Raw genomic sequence first — 17,124 nt, 5'->3', positions numbered from 1 at the left:
AGCAATTCAGGTTTTGCCCTTAATGGTTGCAACCCTGTAAGGCTGTACACAGCGATATTCGGTTGTTAGTTCAACAACTTCATCTTAAAGTAAGTTGCAACCAGTCTTTACTGACCTGGAGTGATCGGCATTGCCTGATTGAACAGTTACAATCCGATTTTGTATGCGCTTACTTTATGGATTCATAATAGTATAACTTCTGAACTTTTGCAAGCGTTTTTTTAAGAGAATATTTCGGTTCAACTGAACTACTCTGAAGTGGCGTGCACGACGCGCTCAATGTGAATCGACAGATACATCATTTCCTCGTTAGTAAGTTGATACGTGTAGTTATTTTCAATAAATTTTTTGATTTTTTCGGAGCACTTGTGCGCTTCGGGATACTTCTTCTGGATCAATTCAAACAATTCATCATCATTATTATTTTTGTAGTGCTTTCCTTTCACCAGACGCTGGGCAAAAAATTTCAGATGCGTCACAAATCGGTAATAGTTCAACGAGTTTTCGTCAAAATCCATTTTGAAATGGTATTTGATGATGGTCAGCACCTCTTGCATCACCTGCGTCATGCTTCGAATATTCGGCATTTCTTCGTTAAGTGCTGCATTTACGAAATGCAATGCCATAAATCCAGCTTCATCCTCTGGTAACAGGACACCAAATTGATCACAGATCATATTAAGGGCCTCTAGTCCCACTTCGTACTCATCCTTGTACAACTGTTTCGTTTCCCACAGTAATCCATTTCGTATAGGCAGGTTCTTGCGATATCGCTCAATGGCGAAATGGATATGATCTGTAAGATGGAGATAGATGCTGTCATTCAATTTTTTGCCCAATTTCAGTTTGGCATACGCGATGATCTCTTCGGAAACTTTCATGTATTCCAGCGGTATGCTGGCGATTAATGTTTTGAAGTTTTCCTGGATATCTTCATTCTGTAAAGTAAAGATCTTGTCAATATGCTCCTCGGAGACCCGATCACCTGCCCGCTTCTGAAAAGCTATTCCTCGGCCAATGACGATGACTTCGCGCCCATCCTGAATGGCAACTACAGCATTATTGTTCAGCACCTTCTCGATTTTCACTTTATCCACCCCAATATACAGAAAAAGACAAGCCACACCTTCAACGAGGTCATAGGTCCTGCCCTTTTCAACTTCAATATCTACGATATGTGCGTTCATGGTATTACAATTTTCTACAATGTGCAACAATAAATTTAATTTGGTTCCATCTGTTTTATTTTATTCAACCTCTCCCGTATGTTCTTAAAGCATTTGCATTAATTTCTCTTGAATTGAAAAAATAATCTCAAAAATAAAGAACACAACTCATCTAATTGTCGGTCTATTATAGCCAATATTTCATGACATCTATGGTTAATTAGGGAAAGTTAATTGTATTATGTGCCCGCCCGAGGAGATTCATCTGCTCTTTGCATTAAATTGCAGGACGAAACGGACGGCACGCCTAGTTTTTCTTATTTCTATTTTCCTTCTCCAGCTCAGCTTCAATCCTCTTGTTGATCACACTCATCTCATCGGAACTAAGTTGATCCACTTGTTTGAACTCTTTATCGAATTCGTACTCTTTTGATTCCTTATTGTTCATCAGCCCCAAATGATTTTTAATCGCACGAATGTCCTCACGAAGATACAACGTATTTCGATAATTATCCACCACAAGACCGAGTATAATGCCAATGACGATGACAGTGCCGTACGGCACCAAAAGACTAACAACAGCTCCTGCAACCATTAAGACTAAAACAAACAAAATGATTCAACTCCTTAGAATTTGTAAACATTAATACAATCGTTTCTCATACGATTCTTGCATAGAACGGACGACATCGTCCTCCGTAACACCCAATTTGCCAGCGTGCGCAGCGATAATACGTGCTGGTTTCGGTAATTCCTCCTTGGTGAGCCAGTTCTCAGGTTCCCATGTATGCGAACGTTTAAAGGCTTTGCCACAATGCATATAACATTCTTCTACCGTTACAGCGATACCAAGTTTGGGTGTTTTGCCCTGCGCCTGCATTTGCGTCATCATGTCCGTATCCCGAATAATCATCGCTCTACCATTGATACGCAGTGTCTCATCAAGTCCAGGGATAATAAAAATCAATCCAATGTGCGGATTGGACAAAATGTTTAACAACGAGTCAAAACGTCGGTTGCCCGGCCGTTCCGGAATGACCAGATGATGCTGATCCACGACATGTACAAATCCTTCTCCGTCACCACGGGGAGACACATCACAAGAGCCAGAATGATCGCTGGTTGACATAAAGAGCAGGCCAGAACGGGCAATGAATTGCTGACAATGCTCATCCAGATAGGCAATCGATTTATTCTTCACCAATTCTCCCGGTGTACCGCAGATCTCTCGAAGAACGTCCTCCGATGCTACGATGTCTTTAAATATATTGTTGGTCAACATGACCACGTCCTTTCTATCCTTCTAAATTCTGTTTGATTAGCTGCTTATAGATCAAATCTTTTCTTGATGGCTTCCGCCACCGCTTCAGGACTTTTATTTGTGTTATTGATTCGAATATAGTGCTCATGTGTAAATTCTCCCGGTGTTGAATTCAGTTGGTGCTTCTTCATGCTATCTAGCAAATCCTGTTCGGACCATTCTACATTTCGCTTCGTTGCTTTATGCAGCAGCCGGTGAGGACTCCGGTTACGAGTCAATCGTTCCGCCCTATCTGCCTCCAATTCGACATAACACACCTGCCCCCCTTGAGAAGTGAACAGATCACTGATTTTGCCGATATATTCTGCATCCTCTTTAAGATCAAACGCCCACACGTATGTAAAGATCAAGCCCGGAAGATTGCTCTTCGCCACTTCTTCAAAAATTTCCTGGCGAAACAGACTTACAAGTCTTTTACCTTGAGGTGTACCATAACTGAAATAGGGAGATACCAATTCAATGGTCATGTGATTATGAAACAACTTCAGATTTGTAATCTTCTCCAGTTCCTGGCCGACGGTCATCTTCCCGACAGCTTGTGGACCAAAAATGATGATAAACTTCATCCCACCACTCCTCATTTGGAAATATACCATTTGAATTTTCTGGGCATTCATCCATAATACCTCTTTAAAAGCAAATAAAAAAGAGATACAAGTTCCTCCTTTTTCATCAGGAGCCTTAGAATCTCTTATTCATTATCTTAAATATATTATTCAAATTTATCGCCCAATCAGTACCCAGCCCCATTTCATTCGCCGTAATCCAATCGCGATCATCCATGAGAGCAGCAGGGCCACGACGTATGAAAGTAGTATGCCAAGACTAAAATGCTGGGCCAGTTCCACCGAGAACTCCCGTCTCCAAAATAACAATACTAATGGGTGCATCAAGAATACCCCGAAAGCTACTGTACCCAGTGAGTCCAAGAGACGATGAGTCCGATGTGCTCGATCCCGCTTTTTTGCCGCTATTCGTTCACATCCCATCAGCAATAATAAACATGCAGAAAGTGTAAACAAATTCCGGAACAAAAACAACAAGGTATACAACATGATTGGAGACGCAGCTAAAGACATTTTTATGTAGAGACTGCCATAGATAAATATAAAAGCTCCGCTTAAAAAGGACATAATTAAGACAGAGCGGTATGAACGCAGTTTTCCCAGAGAAACGTTAAAGTTCAGACCAATCCATGCGCCAAATCCAATAACGATCAGGTAACTCGGCAGAAGACTTCCCATTCGCTCGAAGTGAAACTGAAGATGCAACGCATAAAAGACAGCCTGAGCTGCAACAAAGAATAAGGGCAGATAACGCTTAAAGAAATGAAACCGGGTTAACGATAAGAGTAGCGGAAATACTGCATAAAACTGAAGAATAATAAGGAAAAAGTATAAGTGCGTATGGGCTGTGCCTGTAAGCAATTGTTTAAGAAAAAAAGTAAAATGAGACATTGGATCATGACGTGCCAGCAGCTGTTTGACCCCAAAATAAATCAATGACCACATCACATAAGGTACAAACACATACAGCAGACGCTTTTTATAAAATCCGAACATCCACCCCGTTTCCTTCACCCTGGCACTGTAATTGTAGAACAAAACAAGGGAGGACAAAAACAGAAACGCAGGCACCGCAAATTGCAGTATACTGTTCCAGAAAAAATAAAAACCATGGCCCTGCGAGTGATTGGGATAATGTGTAACTGCTGTGGATGTTGCATGGATGGCAACTACTGCCATGATGGCAAAAGCTCGAAAGAGATCCAGGTATTCAATTCGCCGGGGCCGATTAACCGGTTGATTCATGATAAAACCTCACTTATGACTGATATGGGATGATAGTTTCCGGCCGCAATCCAGATTCTACGCTTCATTGTAATCAGCCTGCGAGGGTTATACAATCGATATCTATATTATTTTCGTCAATTCACAACCATATTCAACATTATTCGACATTGCGGATCCGAATCTTTACATATAAAAGAAGAAGGACCTGCGTTAATGCAGACCCCTTTTACTCAAAGTTCTTATGTTCCCCTATCTATATTACTTCAAATTACCGGCTCCGATTCCTCCACACACTTGTATGTGAACTGGTAACTTCCTGATCCCAAATCAATTTTCACGTGAGATTCTTTCGTTTGAACACCCTGCAGATGAGGTACCTTGTGCAAAGGAAGACCACTCTCCCTAACTGTCTGAAGACTTGCATGCGGCAAAACAACGGTTCCTGTTGTATTCGCAGGAATGGTTACGTGCACTTCCATTTCATTGTGTTCCCGGCGATACCATCTTGAACCCACACGTCCATACATCGTATCAAGACTTGCTTCCACCCAATCCAGACCCGGACCAGGCTTCGGCTCTATACGCACAACACGGAAGCCCGGATTATTCTCATCGGAACGGATGCCTGCAACATAACGATATAGCCACTCTCCAATGGCACCGTACGCATAATGGTTGAATGAATTCATATCTGCACTCCATAGGCTTCCATCTTCTTTTATCCCGTCCCAATGTTCCCAGACGGTCGTTGCCCCTTTCGTTACCTGATACAGCCACGACGGGTAGTCTTCCTGAAAGAGCAGCGTATAAGCCAGATCATGATGGCCTGTATCGCTAAGTACAGGATTCAAATATGGCGTGCCCACGAAGCCGGTTGTCAGATGATTTCCTGCATCTGCAACCAGTTTTCCCAGTTGGTCAATGGCCCGCTGTCTTGCCTTAGAATCCAGTAATTCAAAATGTAGGGCAAGAACATGAGCTGTCTGTGTAGGAACCGCCAATTTCCCCGCAGGCGTAACAAATTCCTCGCGGAATGCAGTTACAATGTGATCATGCAGCTTTTCATAGTACGCTTCATCTTCGTCACGCCCAAGAACTGCGGCCGCCTTCCTCAGGAGTGAGACCGAATAGGCATAGAACGCGGTTGCCACAAAATCCTTGTCCGTGGCACCAATATAGCTGTCCGGCTTGGAATCGAGTCCCAGCCAGTCCCCGAAGTGAAATCCCGTGTTCCATAAATATGGATTGTTACCTTGCTCATGAATATAATGAACCCAACGTTTCATGCTATCATATTGCTCGGCAAGCAGTCTGACATCACCATACATCTCGTAAATGGTCCAGGGACAGATGACCGCTGCATCGCCCCAAGCAGCCGAAGAATGACTGGTATCTCCCCATCCCTCGGAGGTTGAACTTCTTAGATCCGGAACGAAAAAGGGAATACCGCCGTCCTCGCCCTGATCTGCCTGAAGATCCCGCAGCCATTTCGTGAAGAAGGGACCCGTGTTCATTAGATATGAAGCTGTCCGAATAAACATCTGGGCGTCGCCGGTCCAACCAAGACGTTCATCCCGCTGTGGACAGTCTGTCGGTACGTCAAGAAAATTCCCCTTTTGTCCCCAAAGTATGTTGTGATGGAGCTGGTTTACAAGCGGGCTGGAGCATTGGAAATCACTTGTTCGCTCCATATCGGAGTGCAGTACCACTCCCCTAAAGTCATCTAGATTTATGGATTCCGCGAAGCCGATGAGCTTAACATAACGGAATCCCTGAAATGTGAAATGGGGTTCATATGACTCAACCCCCTCACCTTTTAAGGTATATCGAATGGACTGGGTTGCTCCGCGCAGATTCTCGGTATAAAAATTACCCTCATGATCCAAAATCTCAGCGTGTCTTAACTCAACGGTATGCCCTTGTTTGCCCTCTATGTTGAATTTCACCCATCCCACCATATTTTGCCCCATGTCCAGCACGCGGTCTCCCTGTGGGGTCGTAATCATGGCGATAGGTTCCAGCTCCTGCACCTTGGTAACAGGTACATTCTCCTGAGCAACGATAATATCCTTGGTATATTCAAGTACTTCCACAGGTGACCAACGATTGGAAATGTCGTCGGTCCAATCCGACTCCAATCGTGCATCATATGTCTCCCCCATGTAAATATCCGACATACGTATGGCACTACTCGCCGTCTTCCAGTCCCCATCAGACAGAATGGTTTCTACGGTTCCATCCGCATAGTGAACATGAAGTTCCAACAGTAAAGCTGCTTGATCTCCAAATATCCTTTTTTCCTTCTTCCATCCCAGATGACCTTTGTACCAACCGTCTCCAAGGTATGCACCGAGAGTATTCCCGCCTGCTTGAAGAAGATCAGTGACATCATACACTTGGTATTGCAACCGCTTACTATAACTGGTCCAGCCGGGCGTAAAATAATCCTGGCCTACTCTTTTGTTATTCAGGTGCAGCTCATACAGTCCAAGAGCTGTTACATAGATTCTTGCACGGGTTACTTCTTGTTTCAGTTCAAAAGTGGTACGTAGGCGAGGACAAGCCGTATCATGCTCGTCTTCGGGACTTGAGGTAATCCAATCAGCCTGCCAAGCATTTCTACTGTCCATCAGCATCAGTCCCATTTCGAAAAAGGCTGTTTCTGACCAGGCAGATTGCTCTTCAGCAGCGTCCCAGACTCGAATGCGATAATAATAACGGGTTCGTGCCTGAGGCTCCCAATCAGCGAGTTCCACATGGATGGACTGATCGGAGATTACTTTCCCGGAATCCCATTCGGTCTGTTCATGGCCATCCGTTAGAGACAATTGAATTTGATAGGCTGATTGAACACAGTTTCGCTGGTCCGACTGCAATTGCCAGCTTAATCTGGGTGACTTGACATCCAGTCCAATCGGATTTACTTTATACTCGCAACGCAGATGATTGATGGTCAACATGGGATAAACATTCCTTTCCATCTTGGTTTCCAACACAGGCTTACGCTATAATTATACTGATCCCGTTCAAGGAAATACCCGGTAATGAGGACTGTTTAACCCGGTAATTCGGCCATGACTATAAGGAGGTTAAGACATGAATTCGTCTGTGCATCTGTTAAAAAGTGAACTCTTCTTTAACTCCGATCTGCAGCTCTTTGTGAATAGATGTACCGAGGACTTCAACCTGCCTTTCCATGCCCATGATTTCCTGGAATACAGTTATGTTGCGGAAGGCGCGGGTTTCCATCACATTGATCAGGACATTGTCCCGGTTCAAAAAGGCATGCTGTTTGTCATTCCGGTTGGCGTTCCCCATGTATTTCGTCCATCATCCTCCAATATCTCAGAGCATCCGCTCATCATATACAACTGTCTGTTCCATACAGAGCTGATACATAAACTGTCCGTCACCATTCAGGAAGAGGACATTCGAAACCACCTGATCGATTTGGCCAACAATGAGATCTCTTATGTATCTATTGGTGATCAGAATCGACAGATCGAAGAATTGATGGTGAAGCTCTACCGCGAAACCTCAGTTGCGGGAATCGGTTCTTCCAGTATGTTATTCACACTCGTCTCCCAGCTTATCGTAACGACCTACAGACTGCTGCATCAGAAAAAGCACGGTGAACAAGGGCCCTCTTCTGATTTTGATTACATCCTTCAATATCTGGATCAGCATCTGGGCATGCGCATTCGCATGAGTGATCTATCTCACCGATCAGGTTGGAGCGAAAAGCAAATTGGCCGCATGTTCTTGAGCTATACGGGACAGACGTTCAGCTCTTACCTGCAGCACCTGCGCATACAAAAAAGCTGTGAACTCCTGAAGAGTTCACAGCATAAAGTTAGTCTCATCGCTGAGCTTGTCGGATATCGGGATGTTGATACATTCTACACCATCTTCAAACGAATTACAGGGGAAACTCCGCTGACGTACCGTAAAAAGTCCAGAAGCTGAAGTCCTGGACCTTCCTTTTGGTACGTTGTCTAGCCCCTTGCAGTCTCAAACAAATCATCTATGTACGCCTTGGCACCTTTCCAACTGGACATCAAGGGAAACGGATACTGTTCCCGCTCACTCCCATTCCACGGATGAGGGATACAAATGACTTTCTTTCCCTCTTTCCAAGCCGGAATTAAATTATGTGCTCCGTCATCAATTAACAAGTCAAAGTTAATCAGATTTTTCCGTTTGCATGTGATAAACTGCTCCGCCGTGATAAAGGGCATATGGCGTTGAAGCCAGTTCCACTTTTCCACCACCGTCTTCGGGTCTGCTGCCGTCACAATAATAACATCATAAGCTTCATTCAGCTTCTGCATTTCGTCCACAACGTACTCGTCATACAGCTCCAATTCCTCAAATAGTCCCGGCCGACCATAAAAAACATCGTGAGTGCTCTCCGGATGACGCAAGTGAGACGTATCCCAATGAGTCATATCCTCATAACGCAGCGGATGGGTTGGGAAGTTGATGTTGTTGTGATAAATGGCTCGCCGGACCAGATGACAGATCGTATCATCCATGTCTACAGCAATAATTGGTTTCTTCATGTTATCCCTCCCCAGTACGAACACAGTATATCACCCCGGGTGTCATGAAGCTATTCTTTTTACAATCTCCTTCTTTGGGCCAAAAAAAAGGCGCCCCCTGCGCCGCTCTTCTGCTGCGCCTGGGGCTGCCAATTTGAATTAAGCCAAATCTTCACCGTTGGAAGCAATGACTTTTTGATACCAGCCAAAGCTTTTTTTCTTATAACGGTCCAATGTACCTTGTCCATTGTCGTCCTGATCGACGTAGATTACGCCATAACGCTTGGACATCTCGGAGGTAGATGCACTGATGATGTCGATCGCCCCCCAGTTTGTGTAACCCATGAGGTCCACACCATCCATAACGGCTTCCTTCATTTGCGTAATATGTTTTCTCAGGTAGTCAATCCGGTAATCATCGTTAATGGAACCGTCTGCCTCAACCGTATCCTTGGCACCCAGTCCGTTCTCCACGACGAATAATGGTAATTGATAACGATCATACAGCTCTTTGAGCACTACGCGGAGTCCGATTGGGTCAAGCTGCCAGCCCCATTCTGTACGTTCCAGATTCGGGTTTTTAATCGTGCTGTACAGATTGCCTCCAGTTACTCCATATTCCTCTGGATTTACAGCAGATACCAAGGAGGTGTAATAACTGAACGAGATGAAATCGACAGTGTGCTTTTTCAACAGTTCTTCATCGCCTGGTTCCATGACAATGGAAATTCCATGATCAGCCCAGTAACGTGCCATGAAGGTTGGGTAACTTCCGCGAACCTGCACATCGGTATGCAGCAGATTCAGTTGGTTATCAATCTGTGCCTGTAATACATCTTCCGGTTTCGAAGTAGCCGGGTAGTGAATCATGCGAGCAAGCATGCAGCCAATCCGGAACTCCGGATTAATCTGACGAGCTTTTTCCGTAACCAGACTGCTGGCTACGAATTGATGATGAAGCGCCTGATACGAAGCCTGCATCACATTGTCCACACGGTCTTCGATAATGCCTCCACCTGTGAACGGTTCAATGATGGTTGTGTTGATTTCATTGAACGTCAGCCAATATTTAACCTTGTCTTTATAACGGGACATTACCGTTTCAGCATATCTCATAAAATGACCTATGACTTCCCGGCCAGCCCAGCCGTTATATTTCAGTACCAGTGCCATTGGCATTTCATAATGAGAAAGTGTTACGAGTGGTTCAATGTTGTGCTTGCGCAGTTCATCGAATACTTCGTCATAGAAGCGCAGTCCTGCTTCATTAGGTTCCGCATCATAACCGTTCGGGAAAATACGTGGCCAGTTGATCGATAGACGAAATGTCTTGAAGCCAAGCTCAGCGAATAGTGCTATGTCCTCTTTGAAGCGGTGATAAAAATCAATGCCGTAGCGTTTTGGATAACCCTCCGCACTGTGGTGGGACATGGCTTTCTCAACTGTTGCAGTCGTCACATGCATAAGCTCTCTTAGATTGGTATAGTCTTTTTTCTCAAAATAAGGAACCATGTCCGCCGTGGACCAGCCTTTGCCACCTGCATCGAATCCACCTTCAGCCTGATTGGCGGCAATGGCGCCGCCCCACAGAAAACCTTCCGGAAATCCTTGTCGATTAATCATGCGTATCTCTCCTCTTCTCGTTGATTAAGATTAAATTTGGGCTTTCAATACCTCTTGCCCCATCGTGATCTCACCCAAATTTACTGGCTGAATGTCTTTGTAGTCTGCCGTGTTAGTAACAACCATGGCCGTTGTAATGTCATATTCTTTCGCAATTTGATCGAGTTCGAAGGAAAGCAGCTTGTCTCCAGCCTGTACGCGAGTTCCGGCAGCAACATGGGATTCAAAATATTGTCCGCGCAGTTTGACTGTATTGATTCCCACGTGGATCAGGAGTTCCATGCCGTTATCACTGCGGACAACGATCGCATGTTTCGTTTTGAACACATTCATAACCATTCCTGTTACTGGAGATACGAGCTCGCCCACGCTTGGAACAAATGCAACACCTTTACCCATTAATTCATCGCCAAACGTTGGATCATTGACTTCTTTCAGCGGAATCGCTTTTCCTGTCATCGGAGCTACAGCTGTCGCATCACTTGTTGGTGTTGGTGCACCCATATCATCCACGTTCACCGCTGCTGCCTCATTGGAAGGGGCTGCTGCTGGAGTAGAAGTAGCACCAGGGGAGAATTGAGCAAGCGCTTCTGCGTCTCCTTCTTCTTCCTTAATTCCAAATACCGTGGACATAATCGCTCCTACCACGAAAGCAAGAATCATACCAATCAGGGAATACCAGAACGTTTGTCCAATCAGGGAAGGCAGTCCAGGAAGTCCGCCGTTACCCGCAAGTACATAAGCTTTGGCTCCAAAGGCCAGTGCGAATCCGCCACCTACAGCACTACCGATCATGGCTGCAGCAAATGGCTTTTTGTATTTCATGTTTACCCCGTACATTGCCGGTTCAGTTACACCCATGAGGGCTGTAAAGCTGGTCGATAATGCAACGGTTTTGAGCTTTTTGTCTTTTGCTCGGAAAAATACGCCTAGCGTTGCTCCGGCTTGACCCATATTCGAGATATACGTCAGCGGCAAGAATTTATCAAAGCCAAGTGTAGCAATGTTACTCAGGATAATCGGAACAAGCGCATAGTGCATACCTGTCATAATAATCAGCGCCATTGCACCGCCAAGTACGATACCTGCAATCAATCCGCCTTCATTCAGCAGCCAGTTAATACCGCCAGACAATCCATTACCTACGAAAGTACCCAATGGACCGATCGCGATCAGCGTAACCGGAACCATAACAAGCAAAGTAATCAAAGGAACAAGCAGCAGCTTCAAAGCGGCTGGAATTACGCGGTCAACCCACTTCTCAACATAGGACATGAGCCATACGGCCAGCAAGATCGGGATAACCGATGATGCATAGCTTACTGCCGTTACCGGGATGCCGATAAAAGCAACGGATTCGCCGCTGGAGAGCAGCGTGCTCATATCCGGATACATCAACGCCGTACCTAACGCAATCGCAACAAACGGATTACTGCCGAACTTGCGAGCAGCACTGACTGCAATCAGCAGTGGCAGGTAATGGAAGACGCCATCACCGATGGCTGAGAGAATGCGATAGGTGTCCGTACCCGCCGACATCCAGCCGAGAGATACAAACAGGGCAAGCAAACCTTTGAGCATACCTGCAGCGGTGATCGCTGGCAGCATCGGTGCAAAGACCCCTGCAATCGTTTCAAATATTTTAAGAATTACATTTTTCTTGTTGTCCGACTTGGTCTCTTTCTTTTCCGGGCTCTGCTGCAGTGCCGGATGTTCTTTGACCATCGCATCAAACACTTTTGGTACATCATTACCAATAATGACCTGGAATTGGTCTCCGGAGATGTTGGTCCCCATGACTTTATCCAGCTTCTTGATTGTACCGTTATCCACTTTGTCATTGTCTTTCAATTCAAAGCGAAGACGGGTAATACAGTGGTACACCGAGTTGATGTTGTTTGTTCCCCCAACGGCTTTGATAATTTCCTGCGCCGTTTCTTGATGGTTCATGATGTTTTCCTCCTCGTATTTTCCAATAAAAAATACCCGAACGAATACGACACGTCATGTGCGCGCCATCTCATTCGGGTATTGCCTGATTGAACAGTAACAAGCCCATGGGATATTTAATTAAGATCTAATTTTCTCGCTTGGTTTTCATTAACCGCTCCAGATGGAGCGTAAGATATAACTGTTCCGAGTGTGTCATGTCGTATTGATAATTCTTATGGATAAAAGTTTCGATCTTGCCAATACATTTGAAGGTTTCTGGATAGTTTTTCCGAACCACCTCATATAAATACTCCTCTGCATCATCATGCGTTGAATGGGTGATGACTCTCTGGCAGAAATATTTCAAATGTGTGATAAAACGGAAATAGTTAACGCTATCTTCATCCAATTCGACATTGAAGTGATATTTGATAATGTTCATGATTTCCTGAAGCAGCTGCATGAGATGAGTCACATCATTCATGGAATCATTGACTTCCGCATTAATGAAATGCAGTGCAATATTGCAAATCTCATCTTTGGGAAAATCAATATCCAGTCTTTCCTTGAGCAGCGTGAGCGCTTCTCGGGCGACATCATACTCCGCCTTGTAAAAGTGCTGCACTTCCCAGGAAAGCGGATTCCTCGTAATCATGCCCTTTTCCAGACGCTGGACGGCAAAATGAATGTGATCCGACAACGAGACATAAATCCCGTCACTGATGGTTTTATTCAGTTGCGTTCGCGCCAGCGTTACGATATCATCCGTTGCCTGCAGAATTTCAATCGGCACTTCAGTGACGATGGACTTGAATTTCTCATAGATCGATGCATCCTGAAGACGGAACACTTTCTCTATCCGTTCCTCATCAATCTCATCACCGACTTTGAACTTAAACCCGATACCCCGGCCGAGGATCAGCAGTTCCTGATTTTTGTCATCCACGGTACTGACAATATTGTTATTAAATATCTGTTTAATAATCATTTAGGACCACCCGTTTTTTTTGAGGATTAAAAAAGGGCAAAACCAAAATAGAAATAATAAAATCATTTCCATAGTGGTTTTGCCCGCATTACCGGTAACAAGCCTCGGGTATAATTTATCACAACCTGAAAACGGTGTCAACCAAAAATGCTACCACTGTCTTATTTACATCGATTTATTAGATAGAAAAATCCTTTTTATTAGGGCTTTAATCTTAGCAATTTCACTTTATATCAGGTATTTCACCTATTAGACGAACAGACCCTAAGAAGTATTGCCAACGACTTGAGATGTGAAACCTATATTCAATTATCAACGTGTACTTGCCTTACGAATTGGGTTCTGTCGGTCACTTCAGTTATTAATGATTTTTTATCTAAACATTTAAATCGTACGAGCTTGTAGCTGTTTATCCACTGATCATTATCTGCATCTCTTACGGTAATCTGTGCTACATAATGCTCATATGTATCCAATATGTTCATGTCTATTGTCTTGTAGTCACCTTCATCGATGCCATAATAGACGTAGATCCACCCTTCATGCTCAGCAGCTAATACTTCAAATTTTCTGGCTTGTTCTTCAATTACCTCCATGACCTCAGATGGTGCCTGAGCAAGTTCAATCGTCTCAAAAGCAACCTCAGAAATCTGCGTCTGGTCTCTAATCCAGTAGAAATAGCCGGCCAATATAACCAACATCAGACCCATGACGAGCACTAATCGCTTTTGTATTCGGGAATGTCTTTTTGTGTTCAACTGATCATCTCTTTCTTAGAAGTATTGTATGTTAATATCCTAGATACCGAAGTAAATAAGCTCTAGTATGTAAACACAGGTTAGATGGTTTTGGTTTGCTTAGAGTAGACGACATCCATAAAGAAAGACCCTTCAATTGAAGGGCCTTTTACTATTATTGCTGGAATGTCACATGAATCTGAACAATTTCTGAGCGACTGCTCGTGCGGATTGGCGGTCCCCAGAAGCCATAACCCGAGGTCACAATAGAGTGCATCGAACCTTTTTGCAAGTAACCCCAATCGTTTTCGTATATCGCCTGGGTGATGAACTGAGCTGGTGCAATCTGGCCGCGGTGGGTGTGACCAGACACAACCAGATCCACATGATTCTGCTCCGCAATATCCAGATCATACGGCTGGTGATCCATCATCAGCACCGGCTTGCTCAGGTCGGTATCCTGCATTAACGTTGCCACTTCAGCACGATCGTCTTCCGTTCTGTCTTTACGTCCAATCAGGGTAATTTTGTCGTCCAATACGATTTTATCATCATAAAGAACCTGCATATTGCTCTTCTCCAGCGCAGCAATCAGATCTTCAATCGGACCGTCGAATTTGTCATGATTGCCCAATGAAGCGTAGACTCCGTATGGCGCCTGGATACCACTGATAATATCTGCGATGCCACTACCCAGGTACATGTCCAGATTGTCATCGATAATGTCACCGGGATAGAGAACCAGATCAGGCTTCAAAGCATTAATTTCCTCCACCATGCGTTTGGCATGTGCCGGTCCTGATAGAAGTCCAAAATGCATGTCTGCAGCCATAACAATGTTGAGACTGTCGATCCCTTCCACCTTTTTATCAATCTGAATACTGTACTCTCTGACGACCGGACTATACGCATTGTAGATCCCGTATGCCATCGTAGAGAGAAGTAGCACCAAAGTCACTACACCCGCCCACTTCTGCGTGTGATGTCTGGGGATCCGTGTTAATCGGAGCAGCCACAAGGTTAAATGGATAACTGGCAAGATCAGCAGCAGCAATGAAAAAATTGCAAGCCAGTAAGAACCAATTACACTTAAGAAGGATATACTTCCAAACAGCCGGGCCAGAATGAATGAAACTGCAAGAAATGCTAGGGCAACAATATAGAACCATCGAAATCTGGCTGACACGACGGGCTTCATCCAGCTCCAGCCGCTCCAGCCTATGTAGAACACCAATAAACCGTATACTACCAAAAACAAAATGCCTGCCAATACGAACATGCTCCGGTTAACCTCCACGTCAGTAAGTTGATTGCTGAATTTACACCTAACAAACGAGTAGTCTGTCTGAACCAGTATACCGCAGTTTGCAGGGTCGAGGCATCACCTTCACCAGCATAGATACGTACATTTTATTACAATTTGCGGATACTTAAATTTCATCCACTCGCAATCAATACTATTGAATAATAGGGTCCCTATTAACATAAAAAAGCATGCCTGCATTCGCCTAGAGTATAACACTCCTAAACGATGCAAGCATGCTTGCTTGTTCTATTCAGTACATTGAATCAACATATCTTACTCGTTTGTATCCATCCATTGAAAGTGGAATGAACCTTCTTTGTCCACACGTTTGAATGTGTGAGCACCGAAGTAGTCACGCTGCGCTTGCAGCAGGTTTGCAGGCAAACGCTCTGTACGGTAGCTGTCGTAGTAGGAAAGCGCGCTGGAGAAGCCAGGTACCGGAATACCTTGTTTTACAGCAGCTGCTACAACTTCACGCCAAGCATCCTGGTAGGATTCCACGATGTTTTGGAAATATGGATCCAGAAGCAGGTTTTTGAGTTCTGCATCTTTGTCATATGCTTCTTTGATGTTTTGCAGGAACTGCGAACGGATAATGCAGCCGCCGCGGAAGATCATGGCGATGTTACCGTATTTCAGATCCCAACCATACTCGTCAGAAGCCGCACGCATTTGGGCAAAGCCTTGTGCGTAGGACACGATTTTACTTGCGAACAATGCTTTGCGTACACTCTCGATGAACGCTTTTTTATCGCCGGAGAATGCTTCAGCCTTCGGTCCGTTCAGGATTTTGCTCGCAGCTACACGCTCGTCCTTCATCGCGGACAGGAAACGGGAGAATACGGATTCTGTAATCATGGACAATGGTACGCCGAGATCCAGCGCGCTTTGGCTTGTCCATTTGCCTGTTCCTTTTTGTCCAGCCGCGTCCAGAATAACGTCAACCATTGGTTTGCCGGTTTCCGGATCGTATTTGGAGAAGATATCCGCCGTAATCTCGATCAGATAGCTGTCCAATTCGCCTTGGTTCCACTCTGTGAAGATTTCGTGCAGTTCCTCAACGGAAACATTCAGTACGGATTTGAGCAGGTGATACGCTTCACCAATCAACTGCATATCTCCGTATTCAATACCGTTGTGCACCATTTTGACGAAGTGTCCGGCACCATCCGGTCCGATGTACGTGCAGCAGGCATCATCGCCAACTTTAGCAGAGATCGCTGTCAGAATCGGTTCAACCAGTTCGTAGGCACTTTCTTGACCACCTGGCATGATTGCCGGGCCTTTCAATGCGCCTTCTTCACCGCCGGATACACCAGCGCCAATGAAACGGAAACCTTTCTCTTCCAGTTCTTTGCTGCGACGTTGCGTGTCAGGGAAGTAGGCGTTACCTCCATCAATAATGATGTCGCCCTCATCCAGATGAGGCAGCAATTGTTCAATCGTCGCATCAGTCGCTTTACCGGCTTGAACCATGATCAGAATTTTGCGTGGGGATTCCAGGGATGCCACGAACTCTTCAATGGAGAACGCGCCAGTCAGGTTTTTACCCTCAGCTTCTTTCAGAAGATCATTCGTTTTCTCCGGGGAACGGTTGAACACCGATACGGAAAATCCTTTACTTTCAATATTAAGGGCCAAGTTTTTGCCCATTACTGCAAGTCCAATAACACCAATCTGTTGTTTACTCATTATGTCCTCCCCATGCTCCTTGTTT

General features: G+C 44.8%; 14 protein-coding genes. 1 reads left to right on the top strand and 13 read right to left on the bottom strand.

Going from position 1 to position 17,124, the window contains the following annotated elements; genetic code table 11:
- Window positions 1–248: 248 nt before the first annotated feature.
- The 6 genes from licT (MH144_RS00195) to MH144_RS00170 form a co-directional block, all read right to left on the bottom strand.
- A complete protein-coding gene (gene licT, locus MH144_RS00195; RefSeq protein WP_095357330.1) occupies window positions 249–1,088 on the bottom strand; it encodes a BglG family transcription antiterminator LicT in 840 nt (279 codons plus the stop codon).
- A gap of 385 nt (window positions 1,089–1,473) precedes the next feature.
- Complete coding sequence (locus MH144_RS00190; protein WP_239296095.1) at window positions 1,474–1,779, bottom strand: hypothetical protein; 306 nt, start codon at window positions 1,777–1,779, stop codon at window positions 1,474–1,476.
- A gap of 30 nt (window positions 1,780–1,809) precedes the next feature.
- Window positions 1,810–2,448: a pyridoxamine 5'-phosphate oxidase family protein gene (locus MH144_RS00185; RefSeq protein WP_239296093.1), complete on the bottom strand. Its 639-nt coding sequence runs from the start codon at window positions 2,446–2,448 to the stop codon at window positions 1,810–1,812.
- A gap of 44 nt (window positions 2,449–2,492) precedes the next feature.
- Window positions 2,493–3,053 (bottom strand): AAA family ATPase, encoded by a 561-nt coding sequence (locus MH144_RS00180; RefSeq protein WP_239296091.1) that lies wholly within the window; start codon window positions 3,051–3,053, stop codon window positions 2,493–2,495.
- Between the two features lie 156 nt (window positions 3,054–3,209).
- Window positions 3,210–4,298 (bottom strand): acyltransferase, encoded by a 1,089-nt coding sequence (locus MH144_RS00175; protein ID WP_239296089.1) that lies wholly within the window; start codon window positions 4,296–4,298, stop codon window positions 3,210–3,212.
- A gap of 245 nt (window positions 4,299–4,543) precedes the next feature.
- A complete protein-coding gene (locus MH144_RS00170; protein ID WP_239296087.1) occupies window positions 4,544–7,240 on the bottom strand; it encodes a glycoside hydrolase family 78 protein in 2,697 nt (898 codons plus the stop codon).
- A gap of 136 nt (window positions 7,241–7,376) precedes the next feature.
- Between MH144_RS00170 and MH144_RS00165 the strand changes: the two genes are divergently transcribed.
- Window positions 7,377–8,246: an AraC family transcriptional regulator gene (locus MH144_RS00165; RefSeq protein ID WP_239296085.1), complete on the top strand. Its 870-nt coding sequence runs from the start codon at window positions 7,377–7,379 to the stop codon at window positions 8,244–8,246.
- A 29-nt stretch (window positions 8,247–8,275) separates the two neighbouring features.
- On the opposite strand, the gene MH144_RS00160 is transcribed toward MH144_RS00165, so the two are convergent.
- The 7 genes from MH144_RS00160 to gndA all read right to left on the bottom strand — a co-directional run bounded on the left by MH144_RS00160 (window position 8,276) and on the right by gndA (window position 17,099).
- Window positions 8,276–8,842: a 5' nucleotidase, NT5C type gene (locus tag MH144_RS00160; RefSeq protein ID WP_239296083.1), complete on the bottom strand. Its 567-nt coding sequence runs from the start codon at window positions 8,840–8,842 to the stop codon at window positions 8,276–8,278.
- A gap of 138 nt (window positions 8,843–8,980) precedes the next feature.
- Complete coding sequence (locus MH144_RS00155) at window positions 8,981–10,444, bottom strand: glycoside hydrolase family 1 protein (RefSeq protein ID WP_239296081.1); 1,464 nt, start codon at window positions 10,442–10,444, stop codon at window positions 8,981–8,983.
- A gap of 30 nt (window positions 10,445–10,474) precedes the next feature.
- Entirely contained in the window at window positions 10,475–12,394 is a 1,920-nt protein-coding gene (locus MH144_RS00150; protein ID WP_239296079.1) for a beta-glucoside-specific PTS transporter subunit IIABC, read from the bottom strand.
- Between the two features lie 127 nt (window positions 12,395–12,521).
- Window positions 12,522–13,364 carry a BglG family transcription antiterminator LicT gene (gene licT / locus MH144_RS00145; RefSeq protein WP_239296066.1) on the bottom strand — a complete coding sequence of 281 codons (843 nt, stop codon included), beginning with the start codon at window positions 13,362–13,364 and terminating at the stop codon, window positions 12,522–12,524.
- A 305-nt stretch (window positions 13,365–13,669) separates the two neighbouring features.
- Complete coding sequence (locus MH144_RS00140; protein ID WP_239296059.1) at window positions 13,670–14,074, bottom strand: hypothetical protein; 405 nt, start codon at window positions 14,072–14,074, stop codon at window positions 13,670–13,672.
- A gap of 202 nt (window positions 14,075–14,276) precedes the next feature.
- Window positions 14,277–15,380 carry a metallophosphoesterase gene (locus tag MH144_RS00135; protein WP_239296057.1) on the bottom strand — a complete coding sequence of 368 codons (1,104 nt, stop codon included), beginning with the start codon at window positions 15,378–15,380 and terminating at the stop codon, window positions 14,277–14,279.
- A 300-nt stretch (window positions 15,381–15,680) separates the two neighbouring features.
- Window positions 15,681–17,099, bottom strand: coding sequence for an NADP-dependent phosphogluconate dehydrogenase (gene gndA, locus MH144_RS00130; RefSeq protein WP_239296047.1), 1,419 nt, complete (start codon window positions 17,097–17,099; stop codon window positions 15,681–15,683).
- Window positions 17,100–17,124: the final 25 nt, after the last annotated feature.

Origin of the sequence: Paenibacillus sp. ACRRY, assembly GCF_022346995.1 — a bacterium.
GTDB lineage: Bacteria > Bacillota > Bacilli > Paenibacillales > Paenibacillaceae > Paenibacillus.
The sequence above is the reverse complement of the archived record's forward strand: the minus strand, read 5'-3'. Positions and strand labels throughout refer to the sequence as shown.